Origin of the sequence: Candidatus Fermentibacter sp. (assembly GCA_030373045.1) — a bacterium.
Taxonomy (GTDB): domain Bacteria; phylum Fermentibacterota; class Fermentibacteria; order Fermentibacterales; family Fermentibacteraceae; genus Fermentibacter.
Genome location: JAUCPW010000012.1, coordinates 1 through 21,010 on the forward strand (window position 1 = coordinate 1; position 21,010 = coordinate 21,010).

Below are 21,010 nucleotides of genomic sequence, written 5' to 3' on the forward strand. Positions count from 1 at the left end.
AACTCGTCGGCAGCGTCAGATGTGTATAAGAGACAGCCTCCACGGCCGGCGCCAGCCACCGGAATCCCAGGGGAACCTCCGAAGTCATATCCTTGCAAAACAAACAATCACGCTCCATATTTGCAAACATGATCGAACGCCACTTGTTGCCCGTGCTGATCGAGCGGCTGGGCGAGATGCCTGCCGTGGTGCTGCTCGGACCGAGGCAGACCGGCAAGACTACACTCGCTCACGAGGTAGCCCGGAGGACCGACTCGATCTATCTCGATCTCGAATCCGAGAAGGACAGGGCCAAACTGGCCGAGCCCGAACTCTATCTCGAGCGATATACAGGGAAGCTCGTCATCATCGACGAGATACACCGCATGCCCGGGCTCTTCGGCGTACTGAGGGGGATCATCGATCGCACCCGTCTGGCCGGCGGCGGGAGGGGCATGTACCTGCTGCTGGGATCCGCCTCCATGGACCTGCTGAGGCAGTCCGGTGAGACCCTCGCCGGACGCGTGAGCTACCTCGAGCTGGCTCCCTTCTGCATCGGGGAGGTCGGCTCCGACGCCGGGCGGATGGACGAACTCTGGGTGCGGGGAGGGTTCCCCGACAGCTTCCTGGCCAGGAGCGGGGTCGCGAGTTTCAGGTGGAGGAGCGATTTCATCAGGTCCTACCTCGAGAGGGACATCCCGCAGCTGAGGCCCCGGATTCCGGCCGAGAGGCTGAGGAGACTGTGGATCATGCTCGCCCACGACCAGGGCGGCATGCTGAACATCTCCCGGCTTGCAGGGAACATCGGAGTGGATGTGAGGACTGCCTCGCATTACGTGGACCTTCTGGCGGACCTACTCCTAGTGCGCAGGCTCCTGCCCTGGGCGTCCAACACCGGGAAAAGGCTCCGGAAATCCCCCAAGGTCTATGTGAGGGACAGCGGGCTCGTTCATGCCCTGCTGTCGATCGGTGACCGGGAGGCGCTCCTGTCGCATCCGGTGGTCGGGCAGAGCTGGGAGGGATTCGTGATCGAACAGCTCATCGAATCCTGTCCGGCGGGAACGCAGCCATTCTTCTACAGAACCGGGGGAGGTGCCGAGATAGATCTCCTGCTCGACCTGCCCGGAGGTGTCCTCTGGGCTGTCGAAGTGAAGCGGAGCATGGCGCCCGGCCCCGGGCGGGGGTTCCATTCGGCCTGTGCGGATCTCTCGCCCACAGGCAGGTTCATCGTCTATCCAGGATCGGAGAGATACCCCCTGGCGGAGGGAATCGATGCGATCCCGCTCCCGGTCCTGGCAGGGATGCTTTCGGAATCCGGTTGAAGACGACGGACGTGACCGGGTCTGACCGGTGTCAGGCTGCTATTGTGTTGAAGCTCCTGTCTCCCCTGCGGCCTGGACCGTCAGCGCATCCTGCCGAGCCTGAGATCTCCAGGGACTTGACCCCGTTCCATCATACTCTAATAATCAGAGAACTCTGGGAAAGGAGTGATGATGGACGCTAATTCAGTTGAATCCGACATCCGCTACGTGCGCGGGCTGGTCGACAGGTCCTCGTCGGGCTCCATCCCGGCCTCCGTGTTCCTTCTCTGGGCTGTTCTGGTCCTTGCGGGCTTCGCCATGGTGGACTTCGCACCCCGGCAGACTGCGCTGTTCTGGATGATCGCCGGGCCCGGGGGCGGGCTTTTGAGCGGGCTCCTGGGACGCAGGGCCGGCGTGAGGATGGGGCAGCTCGACAGGGAGACAGGGATCAGGCACTCGCTCCACTGGGGCGGGATGATGCTGGTGGTCATCCTGGCCGTGATGCTGGCCGTCCGGGGTTTCGTGCAGGGCACCGTTCTGAGCCAGGTCATCCTGCTGGTCGTCGCAATGGGATGGTGGGGCGCCGGGGTCCACTTCGACAGGAGCTTCCTGCTCCTCGGCGGCGTGATGATGGCCGGGTTCGTCGCGACGCTCTTTGCGCTGCCGTACGCATGGACGGCGACCGGTGTGCTGACCGCCGCCTCGCTTGTGGTCATCGCGCTGGGGAGGAGAAGGAGAGATGCCTGAGGGGAAGCGCGGATCGGACGAGGAGATCCGCGGCACGCTCGAAGGGGTGAGCGGGCTCCTGTCCCACAGGGTGAGGCTGGGGATATGCGTTCTCCTGTCGCGGCATTCGGCGCTCTCCTTCTCGCGCCTCAAGGAGCTGCTGGGCGAGACTGACGGCAGCCTGGGCGCCCAGCTCAGAAAGCTGGAGGACGAGGGATTCATCTCGGCGCGCAAGGAGTTCCGCGACAGGAAGCCGGTGACGTGGTACACGCTGACGCCGGCAGGACGGGATGGTCTCCACAGCCACTTCGACGCCCTGGAATCCCTCATCGGCCGGTCGTGACCCCGCTTCGTTGACCCGCCTCCGGTGCCGGCGTATCATGGATGCAGGAATATCCAATCCGGGAGTCAGGAGGCCCCTATGCGCAGAATCCTGGTTCCGGTGCTTCTCCTGCCGATCGCTTCGCCAGCAACGACATACACCCAGACGGACTGGAGCGGCGGCCCCGGCGTCCCCGGGCCGGTAGAGGACTGGGGCACTGCATTCCAGCAGGAGAATCACGTCTGCTGGTCCATCACCGGCGTACTCCACCTGGACACGAACTACGTCGAGCAGAGCTTCATGCCAGCGATCCCCATCCTCACCGGGCAGGGGTCGCCCACCGCGATATGCTCGTCCGACCTCACCGGTGACGGACTGCCCGACATCGCTGGCGGATTCTGGGACACTAGCCGGGTGATCCTGTGCGTGAACCCAGGGATCACGGGCCCCTGGCAGTCGATCATGGTCGATGACGATGCGCCCGAACCCGTCATGCTGTCGGCAGCCGACTTCGACGGCGACGGCGACACCGACCTGGCCGTCTCCGAATCCGGTGCGGACAGGATATCCTGGTATCGGAACTCGGGATCGGGATCGGCATGGACCGAGAACAGGGTGGGGGCCTGCCCCGACGCATACTCGTGCCTCGCCTGGGATCCCGATCTCGACGGCGACGCGGACATCCTCTGCACATCCCGCGCAGGCGGATGGGTGGGATGGTTCGAGAACGCCGGCGGGGCCGGTACCTCCTGGGTCCTCCACATCATCGACGACACCCTCCCCGGTCCGATCACCGCGGTCACCGGCGATTTCGACGGGAACGCCGGGCCCGACCTGGCCGTCGCGGGTACGGGCGGCATCCGGCTCGCCGCATTCACTTCGCCCGGGTACGGCAGGACGGTGATCGAGACCGCGACGCTGGGCTGTACGTTCTACGGTCTCGTCGCGGCCGATTTCGACGGCGACGGGATGGACGACATCGCCGCCGGGTCGGTGATATCCGACGAGATCTACTGTTACCTCGGCACCGGCTCTCCGCCTTCGTGGAACCCCGTCGAAGTCGTGCACAAGGCTTCGAGCTGCCTGGAGGCCAGGGACCTCGACTCTGACGGCGATCTCGACATCGTCTCCTCTTCCGCCATCGACAACGGCCTCGTGCTGAGGTTGAACACCGGGACCGGAACCTCGTGGGCTCCGAAACCCATCCTGCCCATCGGCACCGGCGGGTTCTTCTGGATGACCCATGGTGACTTCGACGGAGACGGTTACGGCGATCTGGCAGGATCGTCCTACTCCGGGCAGGCGCTCGTCACAATGCCGTGGGGTGATCGCGCGATCCTCTACAGCACCGGATCGCTCGCGTCGTCCATCCTCCACGTCGACACCTCCTCCGGGGAGCCCTGGTTCATGAGGTTCGAAGGCAGCACATACCTGACGATGCGCGTCAGGTCCTCGGACGATCCTTCGGAGATGGGAAGCTGGTCCGCCGAGCTGTTCATGCTGCCGGGATCCTGGGAGTCGCTCGCCGGATACGTCGACCCCGGCGACGAGTACGTGCAGTACCTGGTGAGCCCGACCCAGAACGAGGAGTGGGGAGATCCCGTGGTGACCTCTGTTTCGCTCTCGGACGACATCACCGGGATCGGGGGCGGATCGGAACCGGGATGCCCCGTCATCGCCCCGGCCAATCCCGCAAGAGGCTCGATCTCGCTCATCGTGGCATCCGCCGCGGAAGGGCCTGCGTCCATCGACATCTTCGACATCTCGGGGAGGCTCGTCGATACGATGCTCGAAGGCGTCCTCGGAGCCGGGGAGCGAGTCATCACAGGAGACTCCGACCTGCCCTCGGGATGCTACACGGTCAGATACTCCGTGGACGGCCGCGAGGGGACCCTCCGCATCGTCCTGCTGAGATAGGGGGCGTGTATGAGCATCATCATGCTGTCTCTGGCCTGCATCCTCGCAGGAGATGCTGCACCGCCTGCGCAGCTCCATGTACTGGAGGGCGCCGCTCCCCTGACCGAAGGGAGTGTCCTGGTCTTCCGCGGCGCCGGGTTCCGCCTGGCCATAGGCCCTGCTCCCGCGGGGAGCCTCGTGCTCGACCCCGAAGCCGGGGCGCCCGATGATTACGCCGCTATCATGGGCGAATACCTGCGAAGCCCGCTCGCCTGCAGCGACTATGGCTCCGTCCTGTACGAGAGGGATGGCGTCAGCTTCGTCAGGCTCGATCCGGGGCGGACCGCAGCTCTCACCGAAGCCACCGTCAGGCTGAGGCCCCTCGTGGAAAGGCCGGTAAGGCCGGAGCTGCCCCGGAGCGTGTCGTTCGATCCGTGGGTGGAGCAGATCGTGGCATCGGTGAGCGAGGACTCGATCATCTCCATCATCGGAAGGCTCGAGCGGTTCGAGAGCAGGTACTGGAGCAACGATTCGTTCCCGGCGGCGCGCGACTGGGCGATCGCAAGGCTCGAGAGCATGGGTTACGAGGTCGAGGTGCAGGAATTCTTCGTCGACTCGCCCGGGGTGTCGCAGAACCTCATCGTCACGATCCCCGGAACGGTGTACCCGGACAGGTACTGGATGATCGGAGGCCACCTCGATTCCGGGCACAATCCCTACGAAGTGTTCCCGGGTGCCGATGACAATGCATCCGGATCCGTGACGGCGCTCGAGGCGGCACGTACGATGCTGCCCTACCAGTTCGAGTACACGGTGAAGATCGCGCTGTGGGGGGCGGAGGAGGCCGGGCTCGTGGGCAGCGGGTTCTATGCAGCCGAAGCAGCGGCCGCGGGTGACTCCATCATGGGATACGTCAACCTGGACATGATCCTCTACGGCCCGGTGATCGGACCGAGCAGCTTCGACATCGTGAGAGTCTACTACAACGACTCTTCAGCCGCGTTCAGCGACCTGTACGACCAGTCCACCGATCTCTACGTCCCCGACCTGGAGAGGATCTACACCTATGCGACTATCGGCGGCAGCGATCACTTATCGTTCTGGGCGAACGGCTTCACCGCGATAGACCTGTACGAGAGCATGCTAGGCGAGAATCCGTACTACCACAGGTATGACGACCTTATCGCGAACTACCTCGAGTTCTTCCCGTTCGGCACGAACGTGGCGAGGAGCGCGGTAGCCTGCATAGCTGCGCTTGCCGTCCCTGTGGGCCTGGGGATCGGAGAGGGGCCGGGCCGTTCCGTGGCAGTCAGCGTCTCTCCTTCGCCGGCGGCATCTGTCGTTCTGGTTCAGACCTCGGGGTTCGGACCTGTTCAGGCTTCAGTGACCCTGTACGACCTCGCGGGCCGGGAGGTCGGGTCGGCTGTGCTCGACGAGGGAGGCGGGGTCGAGTTAGGCGTGTCATCCCTGCAGCCCGGGGTCTACCTGGTGAGGGTGGCTGAAGGGGACGGTCCGACCGGCACGGCCAGGCTGGTGGTCTGCCGGTGAAGACGAGGAGAGTGGGGCATCGAACCCGCGCGTACGGGGCAGTCCTGTCGGCAGTCATGCTTCTTGCCGCGTCCTGCGGCACCAGTGTCACACGAACCACCCCGGTGATCGACACCGGGACGATCCGCGGCCGCCTGTCATTCCCCAGTGAATACCTCGAGCCCCAGCGCGTGGTCGCTTTCGACTCGGAGACGCTCGAGCCGGTGGCGTCGGTGGAGACCGACGGGGGGCAGGCCTCCTACTCTCTCCGGGTTCCGGAGGGGAACTACGTCGTCGTCTCCTATCCCCGCGATCCGGAAATGTCGGCATTCGTGGCAGGATACTCCCAGGCCGTCCCCGCCGGCCTGATCTACGGCCTGGAAGACCATTCGCTGATCGAGGTGGAGGTCGAGGCGGGCTCGGTGGTGACCGGAGTGGATCCGACGGACTGGTACGCCCCCGAGGGCACGTTCCCTGCCGAACCCTAGCCGGTTCACGACCGCCCCCTGCCCCTCCGCCGTTTTCGATCAGCGATCGATGCATCTGAATACCTGACATCCCCCGACCCTCCTGCAAGGCTTTCTTCGCCGAGCCTTGCGATCCAGAGATATGAGGGCGATACTCTCATCGGGGATCCATGACGTGATGCAGGGAGGGGACCATGAAGATGCGGCTCCTGTCCATATCATTGCTGATCCTGGCGGCGGGCCCCGGGTGCGACTCGTTCTCGTACCCCTTCACGCAGGTGAGCGGACCTCACGAGATGAGCTTCACTCCGGCCGACTCCGGCACAGTGAGCATCGTCGTGAAGAACGACTGACTCGAGGAGGTCATGGTTCTGGAGCCCGGGGTGCAGGTCGCGGGCGGGACTTCCGTCTCACGCACCTGGGATCTGGAGGACGGTGACGGAGAACCCGTCGAAGACGGCCTCTACTTCGTCGAGGCCTCCCTCGACTCCGCCGTGTTCTCCACCATCCTGCTGGAGGTGTCGAGATGATCGCCATCCTGGCGGCGGCGGCACTGCTGGCGCAGCCTTCGGGCCCCGGCGACGGCTTCGATCCCGGGTTCAAGATCGGCTTCGGCTTCGGGTTCGGCTTCCCCTCGATGTCCGACGAGGACCTCTTCGCGGAGGAGATGGAGGCCGCGGGGATACCCTTCGAGACCGACGAGGTCGTGACGTCGGGAATCGTCGACCTCACGTTCGACGCCTCCAGCCGGTTCAAGGTGCGCGGCGGGCTGGGCTTCGGGAGCTTCGACGGGGCCTACAGCGAGGAGTACAGCTCGATGGACGACGTCTGGCTGGCCCTCCTGACCCTGGGATTCAGCAGCCTGTTCGACTCCGACGAGGAGGTCATCGACCTTGCCGACAGCTATGTCGAGATAGAGACCGAGGGCTACTACGTGATCTCGCGGAGTTCGGGCGCGTCGTTCTCGGCAGGCGGCGGGCCGGTGTTCACCTTCGTCAACCGCTCGCTCGAGTCTCCCCTCACTTTGTCGGAGAGGTCGGGATCGGCGATGGGCTTCATGGGTTCTCTCAGGGTGGAGCAGGAGGGAGGCGGCAAATTCATCGGTCTGCCGCTGCGCCTGTTCGCCCAGGGCGGATACAGGCGGTCCTGCGTGGCGCTCGACGGGGCGGAGGATTTCGAACTCGACTTCTCCGGGCCCTATCTGAGGGCGGAGCTGGCGCTGCAGTTCAGGTAGCCAGGCGGCACGCACCCATCGCACGGCAGTCCGTGGAAGACCGCCGGAGCCCCGGGTGATCAGCCCTCGAGAAGAGCGACGATCCTCTCGATGACGGCTTTCTTCTCCGCGTCGGATCTCGACGCCCATGCGGACGCGATGACGCCCGGCAGCACGGTCGCCCCCGCCGTGGCGAGCATGCGCGACAGGGCGGAGATCCCCTGGCTTCCTCCCAGCAGCTTCCATCTGAAGCCCATCGTGACGAACGGGAGCGCCTTCATCCCCTTCATGTCCCCCAGCCCCGAGGCGAAGGCCAGGGCGACCGGCGACATCCCGAACGCCCAGATCGGGCCTCCGACAAGCATGGCATCGAACCCCTGGCAGTCGGGGGTGCTCTTCAGCCTGACGTCATTCTGATGAGGCTGTACGTCACCCTCGGGTTCGAGCGGCAGCACTGCCGCCTCGTGGCCCCTCTCCCGCAGTCTGCCGGCGGCGGCTTCCGCCAGGGCGAGAGTGACGCCGGATTTCGAGTGAACTGCAATACCGATCTTCATCTCAACCCTCCCCGGCGATGCCTCGGCGATCCTCCGTCTGTCGCGCCCCGATCCGGTCGATGACCACCCGCACCTCGTCTCCGGGGCCTTTCCCGAGCTTCCTCCTGATATCCTTCACCACCGGGAGCAGGTGGCAGGGCAGACCCATGCGGATCAGGCGGCCCCTGTACGGGATCCCGTCGATCGTAGCCATGACTTCCGGCCGTCTGGAGCCGTATTCCGCCTCCGCGTCGAAGGGGATTCTCACGAAGGCGCCGCCCCCGCCTGCATCCTCGATGGCCGCCATGAACACCCTCGCCATGACCGACTCCTACCGTATCGAGAACTCGAGGTCGGTATCGTAGCAGCGCACGTAGAGGCGGTCGTCCTCGACGAAGATGTACTCGGGGGCCGAGGGGACCGGTATCCTCTCGACGGTGTTCCCGGTGTGCCGGTCGAGGATGTAGAGATAGTCGTCCTCGCCTGTGAAGCCGTACCCCGTGATGATGCCGTCGCGAAGCACGACGAAGTTCTCGGAGTTGCTCACCAGCGGTTCGCTCCTCCAGAGCACCTCGAGAGTCACCGGGTCGATCGCGGTGACGAAGCCGTTGAGCCCGCCCGAGCTCTCGGCGTACGTCCTGTGGGCGTTCGAGACGTAGAGCGTCCCGTCTTCCACATCGGCCCACCTGAGCTGCTGGAACGTGAACGGCATGTCCTCCTCGAGGTCGGCCGGGCCGTGTGCGTAGGTCAGGAAGTCGAGGACTGCCGAGGGTTCGGGGTCGACCGGATCGAGGTAGAGCGCGAGGAGCCTCGGGCAGAGCACCACGCCGTACCTGTTCGGCGGGTCGCCGTACATCGCCAGATCCGCCTCGTCTCCGTAGATGAACTGGTAGATGTCGAACTCGTCGTTCCCGGGGACACGGAGGAAGCCCGGAACTCCGTTCGGAAGCCGCTCGCCCCTGATGGCGTCGTTGTTCCCGCCCCCGTGGAACGTCACCGAGGGCCAGTCTTCGAAGCGGTCGAACCAGTCTTCGTAGTCGGAGCCGCCGTTGGGCGTGCTCTCGACGAGCAGAAGGTCGGGGATGTCATAGGTTCCGCACCATGCCGGGGCGAACTGCGCCTCGAACGGCGGCTCTGCGAGCGGCACGGGCAGGACGTCGAAGGAGCCGGTGAAGGAAAGTGCGAGAAGGACTGAGAACACCATCGACGCCACCTCCGCTGTTATACCGCCGCCACCGTCCTGAACGGACGACGCCCCCCGGCGGACAGGATAATATGCTTACATGGAGAGAGGCAGCATCGTTCCCCGGGCTGCAGTCAACCCGTTCGGTGCCGATTCATGAAGGAAATGATGGAAAGAGGCTGGTGGTCTGCCGACAGGGCCTCAGACGGCGGCCTCCGCCTTTTCGGCCGGCTGGTCGCAGCAGTACAGCTGCCTCATCACTGATCGCACCTGTTCGTAGATGTCGTGGCGCACCCATCCCTGCCGGGCCTCGACGGCCGTCTTGAAGTCGTCGTAGTCGATCTCGCGCAGGATCTTCTCGAAGGACTTCGCCAGCTCGGCCTCGGGCACCCTGAACCTGTACCTGTAGTCGGCCCTCTCCTGCTCGAACACCGGTGAGGCCCCGGGCAGGTAGCCGCTGCGGAACGCCTCCAGGTCGGCCCTGACCCTTCCCCGGACCGTCAGCATGCCGTCCCGGGCGTCGCCATCCCTCCTGACCACGCTGAAGAAGCCGAAACAAGTCGCGAGCCACATGTCAGACCTTCCCTGCTGTGACCTGTTCGAGAGCCATCGCTTCCTTCCGTTCGCCCCGGTCTCTCGGCCCGGGACGGAATCCACGGCACAAGGGGGAGCAGGGGGGGTGCCATGTCGCGGATTCGGTACGATACGCAGTTAATATGTCGATCTGGATGCCTTCATCTCTGGAGACCATGAAGACCTTCCGACCCTGGTTACGGTCCGGACCGGCTGCCGCTGATGCGCAACCGCATGCCTGCCATTGCAGAAGATCTCCGGATGGCATGCTGCAAGCCAGCCCGGCTCGAGCGCGGATCATCGCCGGGAGGGGCGCACCACTGGTACCGGCGCGTGACATGACCATCCCGTGAGGCGATATCCATTCCTTCGGCATCGGTGTTGCCGCCGCCCGCCCGGTGCCGTGACCGGATACTGCGAGCGGGCCGCATGGAACGCGTCTGCGGTGGATCGATAGAACGGATCGCCGGGTTGTTCCCGGGCGAGCCGATCTCCGACGCCTGACCCGAGGAGGATCGATGAAGCGTATACTCCTTCCGACCGCCTTCCTGCTGCTCTGTGCATCATGCGGCGTGGAACCCGGGGAACCCGCCGCCGTTCCGGCCGAAGTCGTGTCCGACACGCTCGCGGCCGTCGACTCCATCGGTATCCTGATGGGGGACAGCGACTACACCTTCGGGGCCATAGCGGACTTCGCCCCCCTGGCAGGCGGGGGAGTCGCCGTGCTGGACAGGATCGCCGAGAGAGTCTCGCTCTTCGACGGCGGGGGGGTGTTCGTGCGAAGCTTCGGCAGGCACGGGGAGGCTCCCGGCGAGTTCCAGTGGCCTGCGAGCCTGTGCGTACTCCCGTCCGGCACCATCCTCGTGCTGGAGGGCGCATCGGGCAAGGTGAACGTCTTCGACTCGACCGGTGTCTTCCTGTCGTCCTGGATCATGGAGGGTATGGGCATCTATCCCATGGAGGTCGAGGCCTTCGACGACTCGTCCTTCGTCGCCTACGACTTCTCGATGGACATGGACGAGGACGGGCTCTCGACGCTGTTCACGCTGTGGAGGTATCACGCCTTCACCGGAGAGGTGCTGGCGAGGTACGTGACCTGGGAGGCCCCGTCCTCGGGATCGACCGACTTCACGGACGCATTCCTGCTCTTCGCGACCGACGGGGCCGGGAGGGTCTACCTCTCCCGGGCCGCCTCCGACCAGTGGATGGTGGAGGTGTTCGAGGCCGCCGAAGCGCCCGTGGACACGCTCCTCTGCTTCCCGGGCCTCGCCCGGATCGCGGTGGAGTCGGATTCGCAGCATGTGCCGGGCGTTCCGAGGATAAGCTACATGTACCAGGACTCCGAGCAGGGGAACATGGCCAGCGGCACCACCAACCTGCCGGAGTTCTTCCCGCTCGTTGCCGGCCTGGAAGTCGGGCCCGGCGGCAGCCTCTGGGCACTCCGGGGCGGCCCCGATGCCCGCGACTGGGACGAGATATCACAAGACGGCGAACCCGTCGGCATCCACCACATGGCGCTCGGCGACACTTCGAGCGTGATCCTGCTCGAAGCCTCCTCCACTGGCGGCATCTACGCCTTCGACGCCGTGAGCGAGGACTACCACAGGCTCTACCGTATGGAGCCGTAGGGATGGCGTTCATGTCAGCCTCCTCGAGACCGTCGCCCAGGGTCTTCCCGTTCTCCGCGATCGTCGGGCAGAACCAGGCGAAGCTGGCCATGACACTGGCGCTCATAGATCCCGGTATGGGTGGAGTGCTGCTTTCGGGAGTGAAGGGCACGGCCAAGTCTACACTGGTAAGGGCTCTGCCGGGCATCGTGCCACCCTTCAGGGTGAGGTCCGGCTGCAGATACCACTGCAACGCCGACTCCACCCGGAACCTTTGCGAAGACTGCGCCCGCGGACGGGGCGATCCCGTCGACTTCCAGCCCTCGATAGTCACGCTCCCCCTCGGGACCACCGAAGACAGCCTCCTGGGCAGCATCGACATGGAAAAGCTCCTCCGGGACGGGACGGTCCGCTTCGAAGTCGGCCTGCTCGGTGACGCCAACAACCAGATCCTCTATGTCGACGAGGTGAACCTCCTTCCCGACAGCATCGCCGACGACCTCCTCGATGCGTGCGCGAGCGGATGGAACACCGTCGAGCGCGAGAGCGTATCCGTCTCCCACCCCGCCGGGTTCACCCTTGTGGGCACCATGAACCCCGAGGAGGGCCACCTTCGACCCCAGCTCCTCGACCGTTTCGCGCTGTCGGTCAGGATCGAGACCATCACCGACCCCGAGCAGCGCACCGAGATCATCTCTCGTTCGCTGTCGTTCTCAGCGAATCCGGAGGCTTTCGCCGCCGCCTTCACGAGGCACGACGAGTCCCTCAAGAGCAGGATCTCGACCGCCCGCAGAAGGCTCGAACAGGTGAAGATCCGCCTCGTGACCCTCTGGACCGTGGCCGGCGCGATGGCGTCCCTCGAACTCGACGGACAGAGGCCCGACATCGTGACTCTCCGCGCAGCGAGAGCTCTTGCGGCCCTCGAAGGGGCACCCGCCATCGAGCTCGATCATCTCGTCCGGGTCGCCCCGCTGTCGGTGATGCACCGGACCAGGGGCGGCGGTTTCAGCCAGCCCCCCGGTGAGGAGGATGTGGCCGACGCACTGCACCGGGCTGCCATCGCCGGCGAGAAGAAGGAAGGCGCCCAGACGGCCTGGGCCTGGGACAGGTGCCTGGAAGTCGGGAAACGCTGACGGAACCGTCCGCCACCCCTCCACTCCCGGCGGGACAGGATGCCGCCATCCTGGCCATGCTCATCGGGCTGGTCGATCAGGGCATCAGCGGAGTCCTCGTCAGGGGCTCCCACGGGTCGGGAAAGAGTGCCCTGCTGGGAAACATCCGCCGGCTGGCCCGGGTACCCGTCGTCGAAGTACCCGTGGGAACGACCCTCGAGAACCTCCTCGGCTCGATCGATCTCGGCATGATGCTGAAAGAGGGGCGCGAAGCCCGCCGCAGCGGACTGCTCGAGAGGGCGTCGGGCGGTATCCTGATGATCGACGACATCTCCTGCCTGCCCGAGGAGACGGCGGCCGAGATCCTCTCCGGCCCCCTGTCAGGAGGGTATCGCGTCTTCGCATGCTCGGGCGTGGATCCTGGTTCCCCGAGACCCGCCGTTGCCGACAGATTCGACCTGGCTGTCACGATGGAACCGCTGGCGACCGCGGAGGACAGGCTTGGCGCCCTCAGGGCCCATTTCAGCAGGAGCTCGTCGGAGACAGCGATCGAGTCGCTCCTCGAAGGATCGCGGGCACATCTCGAGCGGATCAGGATGCCGTCCTGGCTCGTGCCCGCGGCAGCAGTCGCCGCCGCCAGCCTGAAGCTGGACGGCCACCGCGGCGAAACCGCACTCGTGAGGGCGTCTCTGGCTCTTGCGGCACTGCGCAGGGAACCGGCCGCAGACGAGAGACACCTGATCGGCGTCGCACCCCTCGCATTCTGTCACAGAACGCGCAACTGCGGACTAGAGGCTCCTCCCTCGGCGAAAGAGGCGGCCGCTGCAGTCAGGTCGGCCGTCTCCGCCGTACGGGACGGTCTGAAGACGACCCGGCAGATCGACATCGACGAGATGGCCGCGCGTATCATGGAGGCAGCCAGGAACGCATTCTCTACTGCTCCATCCGGTTCCGGCCCGGGTTCGGCCAGGGTCGGCCTGCTCGATCCGGTGCCGCCATCCGGTGGGTTCCCTCCGGGGCTTTCGCGGAAGCTGGAAACGGCGATCCTTCGATACTCCACCCGGAACGGGAGTCGGAGAGTCGGTACGGTCGGCAGGAAGGCAGGCGTTTCGAGGGAGTCCGCGAGCGGCAGGCAGTACCGCATCGCCCCCGTGGAGGCCGCTTGTGAGATGGATCTCCTGCAGACCGCCAGGCTGGCGGTCCGCCGAGGCATGAGACCTCCACTGCTGCCGATGCCGAGTGAGTACTGGAGGCGTTGGGAGAGGCACCAGCGGCCCTCTGCCGTCGCCATCCTCGTCGTGGATGCCAGCCGTTCCTCTTCGGGATACCTCGCAGGGCTGGGAGCCACTGTCGAATCCATGTTCGAGAGGGTTCTCGACGGATACTCCAGGATAGGGCTGGTCACGATCGAATCCGGAAAGCCGGTTCTCGTGTCCGCTCCCACCCGCAACAGGCTCCGTGTGCTCGGGAAGCTCGGCGAGCTCTCGCCGTCAGGGGCGACTCCGCTGGCCGAGGCACTGCTGCTGGCGGGGCGGGAGCTCGAGAAGGCCGGCAGGGCCGGTCCTGCAAGAGGTTTCGTACTGCTGGTCTCCGACTGTTATCCGGAGCCGTTTCCGCCCGGGGATCCCTGGGGGAGCAGCGCCTACGAAGCCGCGCGGAACGCGGGCGCCTTCCTGGGGAGGATGGGTTTCCCGATCGTGGTCATAGACCCGATGTCGTCCACGGCCGATTACATCGAAAAGAGCCCGGGACGCCGTCTCGGAAGGTATCTCGCATCGGTGTCCGGGGGAGATCTCGTGCCGATCCCCGCCATGAAGATGCCAAACCATGCGCGAAGCATCGCCGACATCTTGAGAGCGTCGAGGCGGGAGCCCGGGGACAGGCGGACCCTCGACGAGGCTTCGGCTGCACTGTTCGAAACGCTGCAGAGGCTCTCGGGCATGTAGCCGGGCCGGGGTGGTGAAGAAGGCGCGGGGGCTGTAGTTTCCGGCGGGGTCGGGGTAAGCCCGTCGATGATCCGGTCTGCGCCGCGGAGGGATTGCGATGAAGCCATGGACGCCGGTGCCCGCCGCCGTTCTCGCCGGTGTCGTGCTCACGATCGTCTCGACGAACGTGGAGCACACCGAGTACGTGGACGTCTCACACCTGCATCCCGGGGCAGGCCCGGGAGCGACGATCGTCGAGGCGGTGAAGACCTGGGGCTGGCCGCTCGGATTCTTCAGGGACGGCTCGACGGGCCGCCCCGGCGAGATGGATCCCACCGACGAGCTGCTGCCTGCCGCGCTGGCCGCGGACTACCTGTTCATCTCGGGCCTCGTCTTCGGTGCTGTCCACCTGGTCGGGGCCCTCGTGAAGCGCCGGAGGCCGGCTAGCACCGAAGGAGGCCCGGACAAGGCGCTCGTGCCGTTCGTCGACGGCGACGATGCAGAAACGGTTTCGGAGGATAACGGTCCGGCGAATGGAGGGGATGCCGTGAACAGGGACAGATACGGGATCTTCAAGGTGATAGCTACCTGCACGAGCTGCGGGAATCCCGTAGTCGTGAACGGCCCCCTGACGGGTCCGTCCTGCCCATCCTGCAGGAAGGAGCTCGAGATCCCTCCCGACACATGGGAGTCGGTGATCGGCGACTATATTGACGACTACTACACGACCGAGCCCGGATCGGGCAGCGAGGGCACGCTGATGAGCGGAGGGCTCACGATCAAGTACTCCGCCATCAGGCTCCCGCCTCCCGACCCGGCCTGTCCCGCCTGTACGGAGAACTGGGACCTCGGGTCGGTCGAGAATGGTGCGAACCGCAAGATGGTGTGCGGCAAGTGCGGCCGCGAGACCGACACCTATCCGGCCCCGTCGTGGCTGCGCGGGGTCGTCCCGTCCGCGAAGCAGGTGTTCTTCGCGGAAAGGGAGTCGGAGCAGTCCGGGAGCCCGGTCGACGCCGAGGTGAAGCCCGTGGCGCTGTCGTGCCCGCAGTGCGGCGGAGGGCTTCTCATCACGGCCGAGTCGGAGAGGACCGTCCCGTGCAGGTACTGCAACGTCGACGTCTATCTGCCCGACGGCGTGTGGCTCAAGCTCCACCCCGCGAAGGTCGCGAAGTTCTGGATGGTGCGCTTCGACGGGTGACCCTTCTATCCCGGCGACCAGTGGCGGAAAGGGGACGGAGATGAGAATCCCTCGCGGACTGCCCGCCTTCCCATGGATCCTCCTTCTTGCAGCCATGCCTTTCCCGGCCGCTTCGACGGGCTTCTTCGCCGACGATTACGGCATGCCGCCCGATCCGGAAGGCGCGACCGTCATCGATCGCGAGCTGGTCTGGACCTACGCCGACAGCATGGACGTAATACTTTCGATCCTGTATTCGAGCGACGGGGTCGAGTACGTAGACATACTCTCCGGAGAGATACTGGACGACGGCGTAGAGTGGAACCTGCTCCACACCTGGCCCGTCTCACTCGACGGAGGGCCGGTCTCCCTATCCGGCGAATGCGTCATGGAGGCAGACGAACACGACGGTTCGGTCTATCTCACCTTCGTGGACGACCTGCACTTCTACGAAGGCAAGGTCTCCATCTACCTCCGCTTCGACCTGGACAAACGCGGGATCGAGGCGGGCTGGTCGGACTGAGCGGGCTGCGGTCAGCCACGGGGCGGCATGGGTACGGACAGGTTCGGAATCACGATAGGCGTGCAGCCTGACGACATCGACGTGATGGGCCACGTCAACAACACCGTCTACCTGAGGTGGGTGCAGGAGGCCGCCACGGCCCACTGGGAGGCCCTCGCCGCCCCCGGCGACATCGAGCGGATCCTGTGGGTGGTGGTGAGGCACGAGATCGACTACCTCAGGCCCGCGATGCCGGGCGACACAGTCAGGGCCTCCACATGGGTCGGCCCGCTCGAGGGCCGCTATTTCACCCGTTTCACCGAGATCGCCAGGGCATCTGACGGAAGGGTGCTCGCGAAGGCCAGGACCCTGTGGTGTCCGATCGATGCGGCCACGCTCCGGCCCACCCGCGCCACGGACTCCGTCATGGAGAGGTTCACGGTTCCATCGTCGGAGGAATGACCCTGACCTTGACCGGCCCTGGCAAGCATATCATCATACCCCAATATTATCGGCAAGGAATATAGCAAGCTGATGATATGGAGGTGGGGGATGCCTGACGATCCGCGCCTGAGCGATGCCGGGGCTGCACTCCTGGGGCTCCTGTGCGAGGAGCCGATGCACGCCTGGGAGATCGAGAGGAACGTCGAATACAGGGACATGAGATCCTGGACAGACCTGTCGCAGTCTTCGATCTACAGGCACCTGAAGGAGCTCGAGAAGGCCGGTTTCGTCACCTCGGACGCGGAGGAGGTGAGCGGGCGCCTCAGGAGGGTGTTCTCGATAGCGCCGGAAGGCAGGGAGGCGCTCGCCGGCAGGCTGCTCGAGATCCTGGGGGAGCCTCTGCTCCAGAAATGCCGAATCGACATGGCCACGTACAACTACGATCTGGTGCCCGGGTCCGAGGCGGCCCGGAGGCTCTCGGCGTACAGGGAGGCGCTCGCTGCAAGGATCGAATGCTACAGAGGGGTGGAGGAGTTCATGAAGGAGTCGGGCTGCCCCTGGTTCCGCCTGGCGGTTCCACGGAGAGTCGTCAGGATGGCGCAGGCTGAGATGGAGTGGATCGACGACTTCCTGGCCGAGGCGGACGGAAGGTGAGCGCGCCCCGGCGCAAGGCCCCCGGCATCGATCCGTCGAAGTCCGCGGCGGCCCATCTTGAGGCGCTGAGCGTCCGGATCGGCAGCAGGCTCGTGGGAACTCCGGACAACCGTGCGGCGACGGACTATGTGGCCTCTGTCATGGAGGCCACGGGCCTGGCCGTGGAGCGCCCCTCCTTCCGATGCCTCGGCTGGGATGCCGGGGAGGCGGTTCTCGAGGCCGGCGGCATCAGGCTGGAGCTGAAGCCCGGCCCATACTCCCTGCCGTTCGAAGGCGAGAGGCGGCTCGTCGCCGCCTCGTCGACGGCGGAGCTCGAGGCCTGCGACTGCTCCGGCTGCATCCTGCTCCTGCACGGCTCGATCGCATCGGAGCCGATCGCCCCCAGGAACTACGTCTTCTACAACCCGGAGGAGCACCAGGCCCTCCATCGCCTGCTCGACACGAAGAAACCCGCGGCCATCGTAGCCGCCACCGGGATATGCCCGACGACGGCAGGCGCCGAGTACCCGTTCCCTCTGTTCGACGACGGCGACTTCGACATCCCCTCGGCCTGCATGAAGGACGTCGAGGGTGAGGGGTTCGCGGGTCTCGCAGGCGCTTCCGTCAAGCTCCGGATCGTGTCGGGACGGCGCGGGGAGGAGGGCTGCAACGTGATCGGGCACCTTCCGGGCACCGATCCCGGCCGGCGGATCGTCCTGACAGCACACGTGGACACCAGGCCCGGGACGCCCGGTGCCCTCGACGACGCCTCAGGCGTGGCCACGATCCTCGCAGCGGCCGAACTGCAGACCGCGGCTCATCCCGGCGGCGTCCGCCCCGGCCCGACCCTCGAGGTGGCCGTCCTGAACGGCGAGGACTACTACGCCGCCACCGGGGAGATCGAGTACATGAAGGCGAACGAGGGAAGATGGGGCGGGATAGCCCTGGTGATGAACGTTGACGGGGCCGGATACAGAGAGGGTTCGACCGCCTGGTCCCTCTACGGATGCCACAGCCGTCTGCGGAGGTCGCTCCGCACCGCCCTGGGGAGGTTCCCCGGCATCGTCGCGGGCGAGCGGTGGCCCCAGGGAGACCACTCGATGTTCGCCATGCAGGGCGTTCCCGCAGCAGCCTTCACATCGGACCGCATGGCGGAGCTGTGGTCTCAGGTCGCCCATACCGAGCGCGACACCGCCGACCTGGTCGATCCGGGCAGGCTCGGAGAGCTGGCCGGGGCCCTGTCCGCAATCACCGGCCTGAGGAGCCTCCATCAGGACCGCGTCTGACGTTCGGTCCCGACCCGGTTGAACCAGCCCGGGGGACTTCGTCTCAGTCGGGGATCCGGGCGCCGTCCTTCGGAGTGGTTCTCGGCAAGCTCGAAGCGCGGGAATCCTGCACCGATCAGGAGACGGCATGCAGATCGGCCCGGAAGCGCGTCCATGAAAGGGACGGCTCCCGGGCCGTTGTTCGCGGGGTGATCGCCCGGGGCGGCTACTCGGGCTTCACCGTCCTGACATCGTTCGGATCGAGTGCGACGCCCTCGAGGTCGGCCGAGGCGTGGATCTGATAGGTCGACTTCTCGTTGCTCGTGATCGAAGCCACCTTGCCGATGGCGCCCAGCACGCCGCCCTTCTCGGCCAGAGCCTGAGTGCTCGAGAGCTTAAGGGAGAACGGCAGCTTGAACTCGATCTCCCTGCGCTCGTCGGCGGCCAGGTCGAAGGGCTGATCGAGGCAGAGCTCGCCGAGCTTGTACTCCTTCGTCGTCCTGTTCTCTCCCGTGCCCGTCGTGTAGTGCTCGGTCATCTTGAAAGTGATGGACTTCACCTTCTGGGCGCTCTTGCCGGTGAGGACGACCTTGCCGGCGAACTCCGAGGCATTCCTGGAGAAAGTCTGGGGAATATCCAGCTCGAGTGAAGCCGTGCCGATTCCGAGGCCCTGCTTGATCTTCCCGAAGAACGACATCATCCCTCCCATCGGTTTGCATGATTCCCATGCATGCCCGGGGAAGATAACCGACGACCGCCGCAAGCCCAACCCGTGGGTTGCATCATGCAATGCAGGCGTTTGTGCCGGGTTCCGGAGGGTGCATATTCGGCAGGGCCGGGCTGGATCCGGCGCATTTCCGGGATGGAGGGATCAGATGCCCTGGGTCTTCTTCGGGATAATGTGTCTCTACGGACTCCTCTCGATCCTGTTCGCCTTCGTCCGGCCGCCCGCCGGCCTCGACCACTTCTTCAAGGTCCCCGCGATCTTCACCTTCCTGCCCGACCACCTCGTGATGCCGGTGGGAAGGATCTTCGTGGGGCTTCTGTGCATAGGGGTCATGATATTCCTCTACATCAAGCTCGCCCCGACGATGTAGACCCCTCATATCCTCGATTTCGCGGACGAAATCGAGGATATGAGAAGGAAGCGCAGCATGGTTCGCGGAGCGAACCTGCGAGAGCGATCCGGCCTGATTCTGGTGGCACGCGCACTCGCGGTTTTCGATGAAAGCCGCTGAAGCGCTACCCGTCGATTTCGCCTTGCGAAATCGAGGAGAAGGCGAGTCCGGATTGACGGTCGACTGGGCCGAGGAGAAGCGCAGGAAGGTCGTCATCGAGGACCAGAGGCGCTTCCTCTGGATGGACGACACTGTCGGGATGCACGCCCGATGGCTCGGGCTGAGGCCCGGCATGTCAGTCCTCGACGTCGGTTGCGGACAGGGATTCATCGGCAGCACCTGGTGGCCCTTCTTCGGTGAAGGAGGGAGCTACACGGGGGTCGACAGCTGCGCCGGGCTTCTCGAGAAGGCGGTAGGGCTGAGCCCCGGATGGGCGCTCGGAGGCTCCGCCCGGTTCGTCAGGGGCGATGCCTGCTCCCTCCCCTTCCCGGACGGATCGTTCGACTGGACGGCATGCCAGACCCTCCTGATGCATGCTGCCGACCCCGGCCGCATCCTCGCCGAGATGGTCCGCGTCACGAGGCCGGGCGGCGTCGTTTCGTGCAACGAGCCGGACAACCTGGCCGGCATGAGGTCACAGGGCGTCTGCTCCGCGTCCGGAACCACCCTGGAGGAGGATCTCCTCACCGCCAGAGTGCTGCATTGCTGGGCCGAGGGCAGGCGGAAGCTGGGTCTCGGGGACTGGTCGATCGGGCCCAAGGTGCCGATGATGATGCAGAAGCTCGGTCTCGCAGGCATCGACATCAGGGCCGACGACAGGGTGCCCTTCGTCCAGCCGCCCTACGGGACGCCGGAGATGGAGTTCGGCCTCGGGAAGATCCGTGAGAGGATCGCGGACATCGAAACCGGCCGGACGGCCGACAGGAACCACGATCCGATGCGGGCGGATTTCAGGGAGTGCTTCTTCGCCGGAGGTGGCACGAGGTACACCTGGCGGAAGTACGTCGAGCTCTGCAGGGTGAGGGACGAGGCGTTCGCGAGTGCAGCCGGCCGTCAGCTGACGGACGGGAGCTTCTTCCAGTGTGCCGCCTGCTGCAGCTTCTTCAGCATCAGGGGCTTCAGGCAGTGACACCGGACCGGAACCGGTGCATGCTAGTTCATGGAGCGGGGGATCCGAAGGAGTAGAGGCATTTCGGGAGGAGGTGCGTGTTGAGGATCGTGGCGACAGTGTTCCTGCTCGCTGCACTGGCCTACGGGGCATTGCCCCAGTTCGCCGCCCCGTTCAAGATCCAGGCGAACGGCAGCGATCTGACGGTTTCGCTCATTTCCGATCCCTTCATGGTCGACTGGGACGGTGACGGGCTCAACGACCTGATAGTCGGGCAGTTCACCGAGGGCAAGATCCGGTTCTATCCCAACTCCGGCACTAACGAGTCGCCGGTCTTCACCGCGTACGCATATCTGCAGGCCGACGGGGTGGACATCACCACGACCTATGGTTGATGCA

General features: G+C 65.4%; 25 protein-coding genes. 20 read left to right on the top strand and 5 right to left on the bottom strand.

Translation table 11 applies throughout. The annotated features are described in order from the left end of the window. Positions 1-152: 152 nt before the first annotated feature. The 9 genes from QUS11_02735 to QUS11_02775 all read left to right on the top strand — a co-directional run bounded on the left by QUS11_02735 (position 153) and on the right by QUS11_02775 (position 7,452). The gene (locus QUS11_02735; protein MDM7992208.1) at positions 153-1,301 is read left to right on the top strand and encodes an ATP-binding protein; all 1,149 of its coding nucleotides are present in this window, start codon (positions 153-155) and stop codon (positions 1,299-1,301) included. 171 nt (positions 1,302-1,472) lie between these two features. After that, positions 1,473-2,027 (top strand): hypothetical protein, encoded by a 555-nt coding sequence (locus tag QUS11_02740; protein MDM7992209.1) that lies wholly within the window; start codon positions 1,473-1,475, stop codon positions 2,025-2,027. Continuing rightward, positions 2,020-2,349, top strand: coding sequence for a transcriptional regulator (locus QUS11_02745; GenBank protein ID MDM7992210.1), 330 nt, complete (start codon positions 2,020-2,022; stop codon positions 2,347-2,349). The genes QUS11_02740 and QUS11_02745 overlap by 8 nt, the downstream gene beginning before the upstream one ends. Positions 2,350-2,427: 78 nt before the next feature. Continuing rightward, positions 2,428-4,245, top strand: a complete 1,818-nt coding sequence (locus tag QUS11_02750; protein MDM7992211.1) for a T9SS type A sorting domain-containing protein — start codon at positions 2,428-2,430, stop codon at positions 4,243-4,245. 9 nt (positions 4,246-4,254) lie between these two features. Then, positions 4,255-5,772: a M28 family peptidase gene (locus QUS11_02755; protein MDM7992212.1), complete on the top strand. Its 1,518-nt coding sequence runs from the start codon at positions 4,255-4,257 to the stop codon at positions 5,770-5,772. Beyond that, complete coding sequence (locus tag QUS11_02760) at positions 5,769-6,239, top strand: hypothetical protein (GenBank protein MDM7992213.1); 471 nt, start codon at positions 5,769-5,771, stop codon at positions 6,237-6,239. The genes QUS11_02755 and QUS11_02760 overlap by 4 nt, the downstream gene beginning before the upstream one ends. Positions 6,240-6,412: 173 nt before the next feature. After that, on the top strand, positions 6,413-6,571 hold the full coding sequence (locus QUS11_02765) for a hypothetical protein (GenBank protein MDM7992214.1): 159 nt from the start codon (positions 6,413-6,415) through the stop codon (positions 6,569-6,571). 12 nt (positions 6,572-6,583) lie between these two features. Then, positions 6,584-6,748, top strand: a complete 165-nt coding sequence (locus QUS11_02770; protein ID MDM7992215.1) for a hypothetical protein — start codon at positions 6,584-6,586, stop codon at positions 6,746-6,748. Further along, positions 6,745-7,452, top strand: a complete 708-nt coding sequence (locus QUS11_02775; protein ID MDM7992216.1) for a hypothetical protein — start codon at positions 6,745-6,747, stop codon at positions 7,450-7,452. Before QUS11_02770 ends, QUS11_02775 begins: the two co-directional genes overlap by 4 nt. A 59-nt stretch (positions 7,453-7,511) precedes the next feature. Here the strand turns inward: QUS11_02775 and QUS11_02780 are convergent, their stop codons facing one another. The 4 genes from QUS11_02780 to QUS11_02795 all read right to left on the bottom strand — a co-directional run bounded on the left by QUS11_02780 (position 7,512) and on the right by QUS11_02795 (position 9,720). Continuing rightward, positions 7,512-7,985: a hypothetical protein gene (locus QUS11_02780; GenBank protein MDM7992217.1), complete on the bottom strand. Its 474-nt coding sequence runs from the start codon at positions 7,983-7,985 to the stop codon at positions 7,512-7,514. A gap of 1 nt (position 7,986) precedes the next feature. Next, on the bottom strand, positions 7,987-8,286 hold the full coding sequence (locus tag QUS11_02785; GenBank protein MDM7992218.1) for a DUF1905 domain-containing protein: 300 nt from the start codon (positions 8,284-8,286) through the stop codon (positions 7,987-7,989). Between the two features lie 9 nt (positions 8,287-8,295). Then, positions 8,296-9,168: a hypothetical protein gene (locus QUS11_02790; GenBank protein MDM7992219.1), complete on the bottom strand. Its 873-nt coding sequence runs from the start codon at positions 9,166-9,168 to the stop codon at positions 8,296-8,298. Between the two features lie 180 nt (positions 9,169-9,348). Continuing rightward, complete coding sequence (locus QUS11_02795; protein ID MDM7992220.1) at positions 9,349-9,720, bottom strand: hypothetical protein; 372 nt, start codon at positions 9,718-9,720, stop codon at positions 9,349-9,351. Positions 9,721-10,238: 518 nt separating this feature from the next. Here QUS11_02795 and QUS11_02800 point away from each other — a divergent pair. The 8 genes from QUS11_02800 to QUS11_02835 all read left to right on the top strand — a co-directional run bounded on the left by QUS11_02800 (position 10,239) and on the right by QUS11_02835 (position 18,406). After that, entirely contained in the window at positions 10,239-11,348 is a 1,110-nt protein-coding gene (locus QUS11_02800; GenBank protein ID MDM7992221.1) for a hypothetical protein, read from the top strand. A 2-nt stretch (positions 11,349-11,350) separates the two neighbouring features. Further along, positions 11,351-12,460 (top strand): ATP-binding protein, encoded by a 1,110-nt coding sequence (locus QUS11_02805; GenBank protein ID MDM7992222.1) that lies wholly within the window; start codon positions 11,351-11,353, stop codon positions 12,458-12,460. Between the two features lie 56 nt (positions 12,461-12,516). Next, complete coding sequence (locus QUS11_02810) at positions 12,517-14,385, top strand: VWA domain-containing protein (protein MDM7992223.1); 1,869 nt, start codon at positions 12,517-12,519, stop codon at positions 14,383-14,385. 97 nt (positions 14,386-14,482) lie between these two features. Next, entirely contained in the window at positions 14,483-15,562 is a 1,080-nt protein-coding gene (locus QUS11_02815) for a hypothetical protein (protein MDM7992224.1), read from the top strand. 94 nt (positions 15,563-15,656) lie between these two features. Beyond that, positions 15,657-16,064 (top strand): hypothetical protein, encoded by a 408-nt coding sequence (locus tag QUS11_02820; GenBank protein ID MDM7992225.1) that lies wholly within the window; start codon positions 15,657-15,659, stop codon positions 16,062-16,064. 27 nt (positions 16,065-16,091) lie between these two features. Further along, on the top strand, positions 16,092-16,505 hold the full coding sequence (locus QUS11_02825; GenBank protein ID MDM7992226.1) for a thioesterase family protein: 414 nt from the start codon (positions 16,092-16,094) through the stop codon (positions 16,503-16,505). Positions 16,506-16,595: 90 nt separating this feature from the next. Next, positions 16,596-17,141 carry a PadR family transcriptional regulator gene (locus tag QUS11_02830; GenBank protein ID MDM7992227.1) on the top strand — a complete coding sequence of 182 codons (546 nt, stop codon included), beginning with the start codon at positions 16,596-16,598 and terminating at the stop codon, positions 17,139-17,141. Continuing rightward, positions 17,138-18,406: a M28 family peptidase gene (locus tag QUS11_02835; protein MDM7992228.1), complete on the top strand. Its 1,269-nt coding sequence runs from the start codon at positions 17,138-17,140 to the stop codon at positions 18,404-18,406. Before QUS11_02830 ends, QUS11_02835 begins: the two co-directional genes overlap by 4 nt. 205 nt (positions 18,407-18,611) lie before the next feature. Here QUS11_02835 and QUS11_02840 read toward each other — a convergent pair whose 3' ends face one another. Further along, the gene (locus tag QUS11_02840) at positions 18,612-19,082 is read right to left on the bottom strand and encodes a sporulation protein (protein ID MDM7992229.1); all 471 of its coding nucleotides are present in this window, start codon (positions 19,080-19,082) and stop codon (positions 18,612-18,614) included. A gap of 178 nt (positions 19,083-19,260) precedes the next feature. Between QUS11_02840 and QUS11_02845 the strand changes: the two genes are divergently transcribed. The 3 genes from QUS11_02845 (at position 19,261) to QUS11_02855 (ending at position 21,006) form a co-directional block, all read left to right on the top strand. Next, positions 19,261-19,482 (top strand): hypothetical protein, encoded by a 222-nt coding sequence (locus tag QUS11_02845; protein MDM7992230.1) that lies wholly within the window; start codon positions 19,261-19,263, stop codon positions 19,480-19,482. 193 nt (positions 19,483-19,675) lie between these two features. Continuing rightward, positions 19,676-20,632: a methyltransferase domain-containing protein gene (locus QUS11_02850; protein MDM7992231.1), complete on the top strand. Its 957-nt coding sequence runs from the start codon at positions 19,676-19,678 to the stop codon at positions 20,630-20,632. An 80-nt stretch (positions 20,633-20,712) separates the two neighbouring features. Further along, complete coding sequence (locus tag QUS11_02855; GenBank protein ID MDM7992232.1) at positions 20,713-21,006, top strand: hypothetical protein; 294 nt, start codon at positions 20,713-20,715, stop codon at positions 21,004-21,006. The last annotated feature ends 4 nt before the right edge of the window (positions 21,007-21,010 follow it).

Bases quoted from the DNA above. Each gene is read 5' to 3' on its own strand.
- QUS11_02800 (MDM7992221.1), top strand. From the start codon at position 10,239: ATGAAGCGTATACTCCTTCCGACCGCCTTCCTGCTGCTCTGTGCATCA.
- QUS11_02775 (MDM7992216.1), top strand. From the start codon at position 6,745: ATGATCGCCATCCTGGCGGCGGCGGCACTGCTGGCGCAGCCTTCGGGC.
- QUS11_02840 (MDM7992229.1), bottom strand. From the start codon at position 19,082: ATGTCGTTCTTCGGGAAGATCAAGCAGGGCCTCGGAATCGGCACGGCT.
- QUS11_02750 (MDM7992211.1), top strand. From the start codon at position 2,428: ATGCGCAGAATCCTGGTTCCGGTGCTTCTCCTGCCGATCGCTTCGCCA.
- QUS11_02755 (MDM7992212.1), top strand. From the start codon at position 4,255: ATGAGCATCATCATGCTGTCTCTGGCCTGCATCCTCGCAGGAGATGCT.
- QUS11_02805 (MDM7992222.1), top strand. From the start codon at position 11,351: ATGGCGTTCATGTCAGCCTCCTCGAGACCGTCGCCCAGGGTCTTCCCG.
- QUS11_02740 (MDM7992209.1), top strand. From the start codon at position 1,473: ATGGACGCTAATTCAGTTGAATCCGACATCCGCTACGTGCGCGGGCTG.
- QUS11_02820 (MDM7992225.1), top strand. From the start codon at position 15,657: ATGCCTTTCCCGGCCGCTTCGACGGGCTTCTTCGCCGACGATTACGGC.
- QUS11_02795 (MDM7992220.1), bottom strand. From the start codon at position 9,720: ATGTGGCTCGCGACTTGTTTCGGCTTCTTCAGCGTGGTCAGGAGGGAT.
- QUS11_02745 (MDM7992210.1), top strand. From the start codon at position 2,020: ATGCCTGAGGGGAAGCGCGGATCGGACGAGGAGATCCGCGGCACGCTC.
- QUS11_02785 (MDM7992218.1), bottom strand. From the start codon at position 8,286: ATGGCGAGGGTGTTCATGGCGGCCATCGAGGATGCAGGCGGGGGCGGC.
- QUS11_02780 (MDM7992217.1), bottom strand. From the start codon at position 7,985: ATGAAGATCGGTATTGCAGTTCACTCGAAATCCGGCGTCACTCTCGCC.
- QUS11_02790 (MDM7992219.1), bottom strand. From the start codon at position 9,168: ATGGTGTTCTCAGTCCTTCTCGCACTTTCCTTCACCGGCTCCTTCGAC.
- QUS11_02770 (MDM7992215.1), top strand. From the start codon at position 6,584: ATGGTTCTGGAGCCCGGGGTGCAGGTCGCGGGCGGGACTTCCGTCTCA.
- QUS11_02765 (MDM7992214.1), top strand. From the start codon at position 6,413: ATGAAGATGCGGCTCCTGTCCATATCATTGCTGATCCTGGCGGCGGGC.
- QUS11_02830 (MDM7992227.1), top strand. From the start codon at position 16,596: ATGCCTGACGATCCGCGCCTGAGCGATGCCGGGGCTGCACTCCTGGGG.
- QUS11_02845 (MDM7992230.1), top strand. From the start codon at position 19,261: ATGCCCTGGGTCTTCTTCGGGATAATGTGTCTCTACGGACTCCTCTCG.
- QUS11_02810 (MDM7992223.1), top strand. From the start codon at position 12,517: ATGCTCATCGGGCTGGTCGATCAGGGCATCAGCGGAGTCCTCGTCAGG.
- QUS11_02815 (MDM7992224.1), top strand. From the start codon at position 14,483: ATGAAGCCATGGACGCCGGTGCCCGCCGCCGTTCTCGCCGGTGTCGTG.
- QUS11_02825 (MDM7992226.1), top strand. From the start codon at position 16,092: ATGGGTACGGACAGGTTCGGAATCACGATAGGCGTGCAGCCTGACGAC.